Raw genomic sequence first — 4268 nt, 5'->3', positions numbered from 1 at the left:
AATCTTATTTTTTTCGTCCTTAATTTTTTGATTAAGGGCTTTTAATTTAGCTTCTTGTTTTTCTAAGTTACTTTGAGCCATAACGATCCCGCCAATCATATTAGAAATAATCACCGACACTATATCATACGGAGAACGTTAAGTCAAAGTATAAAATTTGAAATAGCGAAGCGGAAGGCATACACTAAATTAAAGTTAAGAGAATCAGAAGACGGAGTGAAACGAGGTCAATACGCACTTACACATAGAATAAATTCTATGTTCTTATCCCAAACATTTGTATTAGATTTCGCTTTGCTCAAACGAGATATTATTAATTTTTCAAAACAACTAATAGATTAGATAATAAAAGCATTTTTTTCAGTTTATGTTAATTATATTTTGAAATTCAATTATTCATATCTTTCGTTCATAATTAATAGAATTTTATATAAATATCAAGGTCCCTTTATATAAAAATATTTCAATATTATGTCTGATTCATCCTTATTAACTTTTTTTACGTAAACATCCAAATTCTTGCTGAAAGGTACCTATTTCTTTTACTACCTTTTTTTTAATGCAGACATTGTAAAGATCACTACATTCAGGTATTTTAGCAGATAATAATTTCTGAGATCTATACGCATAGGATAACATGTTTTTCTTATTTATAGGTTTGTTCAATAGATACATAATGGTCGTTTTTCTTATTTATAGGTTTGTTCAATAGATACATAATGGTCGTTTTTCTTCTTCCTCTTAGGCCTATACCTTTCTTATATTCCTCTCTAATTTTATCTAATCTCTTAGATACTTTTTCTTTTCTAAAAAATCTTTTACTATCAAGATACCTTATTTTTAAAGCTTTATATGAATTATCAGAAGGCACTTTTGCAATCCTTCTTTCCTTCATATTCCTAACTAGCAAATGAATTGCATGCTTACCACGATAATGGAATTTATATATAGTTTTAGGACGCAAAAAAACTGATTTGCCATTAAATGAAAATCCCAAATGAGAGTGTAAAATATTTTGTGTAAATGAGTATTGAAAAAAGGAAGACCTTCCCCGTATGATTATAAGCGTCTAAACCAAATCAACGGAGGTCTTCCCCTATGAATCAGTTTAACAAAGAATTGGCAAATGTACTACTATCTCATGGTGATTTAAAAGAAGTTTTTAGAAAACAACTGCAGGATACATTAAATACGTTACTTCAAGCCGAGTTAACTTCTGTTCTAGGCTACGATCCTTATGATCGTCAAGGTTTCAACTCTGGTAACTCTCGAAATGGCCAATATTTTCGTCAAATTGATTCAGAGTATGGAAAGCTGAGTATCTGTGTCCCACGTGATCGCAAGGGCGAGTTTAAGGCTAACTTAATCCCACCTTATTCTCGAAGAGTAGATGCACTGGAAACGACGATTATACAGTTATACGAAAAAGGAATTACAACTCGAGAAATAGCTGACTTAATCGAAAAGATGTATGGAACTCATTATTCACCCACTACGATTTCCAACATTACAGCCATTGTTGAGGATCAAGTGACTGCTTATCATCAGCGGCGGTTTAGTTCGACAGACTACGTCTGTCTTTTCCTTGATGCAACTTATGTGCCCTTACGTCGTGATACGGTTCAAAAAGAGTCGGTTTATGTCGCTTTAGGTATTAAAGCAGATGGTCATAAAGAAATTTTAGATTACTGTATTGCACCAACGGAAAATTCAGAAGTTTGGTCCGAATTACTAACTGGTTTAGTCAGTCGTGGTATTAAACACGTCCAGTTAGTCATCGCAGATGGCTTAGTTGGCTTGGATTCAGCGCTTAACCACAATTATCCTCAAGCTAAATTTCAACGCTGTCTGATCCATATGTCACGGAATATCATGCAGAAAGTTCGCGTAAACGACCGTGCAGAGGTCGTTAATGAGTTCAAAGAACTCCACAGAGCAAAAACACGTGATGAAGCCCAGCTAATTTTAAATCGTTTTATCGATCATTGGGAGTCAAAGTATCCTCGAATGGTTAGAAATTTAGCCAGTACGTCTAATTTACTAACCTTCTTAGAATTTCCTCCGAGTATTCGCAGAACAATTTACTCAACGAACATTATTGAATCATTCAATAAAAAGCTGAAGCGCAAGACAAAAGTCAAAGAACAATTTCCAAATGAATCAGCACTTGACCGTTTCCTTGCGACAATTATCTTAGAGTACAACGAGAAATACTTCGGCAGAGCTCATAATGGCTTTAAGCAGTGCCAAGATACTTTAGAATCAATGTTTTAAGCTAGACAAAATGATACGAAGAAGTCTTCTTGTTATTTACACAAACTTCTTGACGCTCTCGTCCTTTTTGGATGGTGTTTTTATTTGGTCAATCGGCTAGACTAACAAGCCGATATTTTGCGTGGTTATTCTTTTTGCATTAGACTTAAGTTATAATTCGAATTCAGATTAGGAGGATCCCTATGAAGTTTGATATTGTAGTTGTCGGTGGTTCAACGGCCGGATTTTATTTGGTGAAGGCATTACGGACTAAAGGTTTTTCAGGTAGTATTTGTTTAATTGATCGCGAAGACGCACTGCCTTATAATCGTTATAAATTATCTAAAAATTGGCTGACAGGCAAGAAGTTAGATGCACCTATTTTTAAACCGGAATCGTTCTTTGCTGAAAATGAGATTAAGTTACAATTAAATACCGAAGTTGTGGCGGTTCATGATGAGAAGAAGAAAGTTGTCACAGCAGATCATCAAGAAATTACTTATGGTCAACTTGTTCTAGCTATGGGTGCAGAGTCACGTCATTTGCACTTGCCTAATGATGACGCTGAAGGAATTTTTTACTTAAGAAGTTATCACGATGCGATCAAGATTAAGCAGTGGAGCGAGCAAGTTAAAGATGTGGTCTTAATTGGCGCTGGGTTTATTAGTTTAGAATTGGCTAGCTCCTTTAGAAAGTTAGGCCTTAATGTCACAGTTGTTGAACATGGTCAACATCCATTGGGACGTGTAGTTGGTCCACAGGCTTCAGAATATTTCGTTAAGATGCATCAAGAACAGGGCGTCAAATTTGTTTTAGGTAGTGGTGTTGAATCGTTTACGCATGACCAACAGCATCAAGTCACTGGGGTGGTAACTGATACGGGTGCAACAATTCCTGCACAAATGGTTGTTGTTGGTGTTGGTGCAGTTCCTAACACGTCAATTAAAGCAGATCATTTGGAATTAGGGCAGAATATTGTCGTTAATGAATATGGCGAAACAGCACTGAAAGATGTTTACGCTGTTGGCGATGCTACTATTTGGCCGTTCCAGGGTGAAGAGATTCATGTGGAACATTGGGAAAATGCGCAAAGTCACGGTAAAAATGTTGCCGCTAATCTGATCCAGCCACAAAGTCAGCCTTATGATGTCTTACCATATTTTTGGACAGATCAGTATGATCAAACCTTTGAATATTTAGGTCATACGACTAAGTGGGATCAAACTTTTATCCGCGGTAATCTTGATTCTGGTAAGTTTACAATTGCTTATGTTGATGAAAATCAAGTACCATTGGCTATTTTGTTTGCTAATGGTAATGACGAGCGTGCTGACGTTACCGAATTAATGTCACGCCGTCAACCATTAGATTCAGAACGGTTTGCCGATACTAATCAGCCATTATCCACGTTATAAAATGTGATTTTTAAAAGGAGGTTCAAGTTGTTATGCCACAAATTAAATTAATTCGCGCTTATGATCAAGCAGCAGTTAAACGGGCATCTGGTTATAAAATTTTAGTGGATCGCTTGTGGCCTCGGGGGCTCGCTAAAGCTGATTTACCTTATCAATGGTGGCTTAAAGAATTAGCGCCAAGTTCTGAGTTAAGGAAATGGTTTAATCATCAAGAAGAGCGCTATCCTGAATTCAAGCAACGCTATCTTGCTGAAATTGCCGCCAATCCATTAAGTGCAGCGGTGCTTGATTTTATTAGTCTCTGTTTACAAAGTGAAGATGTAATTTTAATTTATGGTGCTAAAAACGAGCAACACAATCAAGCTGTGGTTTTAAAAGCATGGTTAGAACAAAAATTGGAATAAGTTATACCTGATAAAAAGCTTGGATCACTTGATTCAGGCTTTTTTATTTAGCATTAATTGACTTGTTTAGTTAAGAGCATAAAATATAAGTAAAGTCATTAATCAGCGTCAAAAAATCAGAAACTGTCAAATCTTTTGTGTAAATAGATCTTTCTCATAGATTGATTTTTTATTCTTTATTTAATCAAAGTAAGAT

Annotated in this window: 4 protein-coding genes; 3 read left to right on the top strand and 1 reads right to left on the bottom strand. The window is 35.5% G+C overall.

The window, feature by feature from the left end; all coding sequences use genetic code 11:
* Window positions 1-646 precede the first annotated feature (646 nt).
* Window positions 647-871 (bottom strand): hypothetical protein, encoded by a 225-nt coding sequence (locus EKM61_RS11495; protein ID WP_068226429.1) that lies wholly within the window; start codon window positions 869-871, stop codon window positions 647-649.
* 227 nt (window positions 872-1098) lie between these two features.
* Here EKM61_RS11495 and EKM61_RS11490 point away from each other — a divergent pair, with 227 nt between their 5' ends.
* The 3 genes from EKM61_RS11490 (at window position 1099) to EKM61_RS11480 (ending at window position 4072) form a co-directional block, all read left to right on the top strand.
* Window positions 1099-2274 (top strand): IS256 family transposase, encoded by a 1176-nt coding sequence (locus tag EKM61_RS11490; protein WP_010492178.1) that lies wholly within the window; start codon window positions 1099-1101, stop codon window positions 2272-2274.
* Between the two features lie 182 nt (window positions 2275-2456).
* The gene (locus EKM61_RS11485; protein WP_010492180.1) at window positions 2457-3668 is read left to right on the top strand and encodes an NAD(P)/FAD-dependent oxidoreductase; all 1212 of its coding nucleotides are present in this window, start codon (window positions 2457-2459) and stop codon (window positions 3666-3668) included.
* A 32-nt stretch (window positions 3669-3700) separates the two neighbouring features.
* Window positions 3701-4072, top strand: coding sequence for a DUF488 domain-containing protein (locus EKM61_RS11480; RefSeq protein WP_010492182.1), 372 nt, complete (start codon window positions 3701-3703; stop codon window positions 4070-4072).
* Window positions 4073-4268 lie beyond the last annotated feature (196 nt).

It is taken from the genome of Loigolactobacillus backii (assembly GCF_003946275.1).
GTDB classification, from domain to species: Bacteria; Bacillota; Bacilli; order Lactobacillales; family Lactobacillaceae; genus Loigolactobacillus; species Loigolactobacillus backii.
The sequence above is the reverse complement of the archived record's forward strand: the minus strand, read 5'-3'. Positions and strand labels throughout refer to the sequence as shown.

Coding starts and splice junctions, on each gene's coding strand:
- EKM61_RS11490 (WP_010492178.1), top strand. CDS start 1,099: ATGAATCAGTTTAACAAAGAATTGGCAAATGTACTACTATCTCATGGT.
- EKM61_RS11485 (WP_010492180.1), top strand. CDS start 2,457: ATGAAGTTTGATATTGTAGTTGTCGGTGGTTCAACGGCCGGATTTTAT.
- EKM61_RS11480 (WP_010492182.1), top strand. CDS start 3,701: ATGCCACAAATTAAATTAATTCGCGCTTATGATCAAGCAGCAGTTAAA.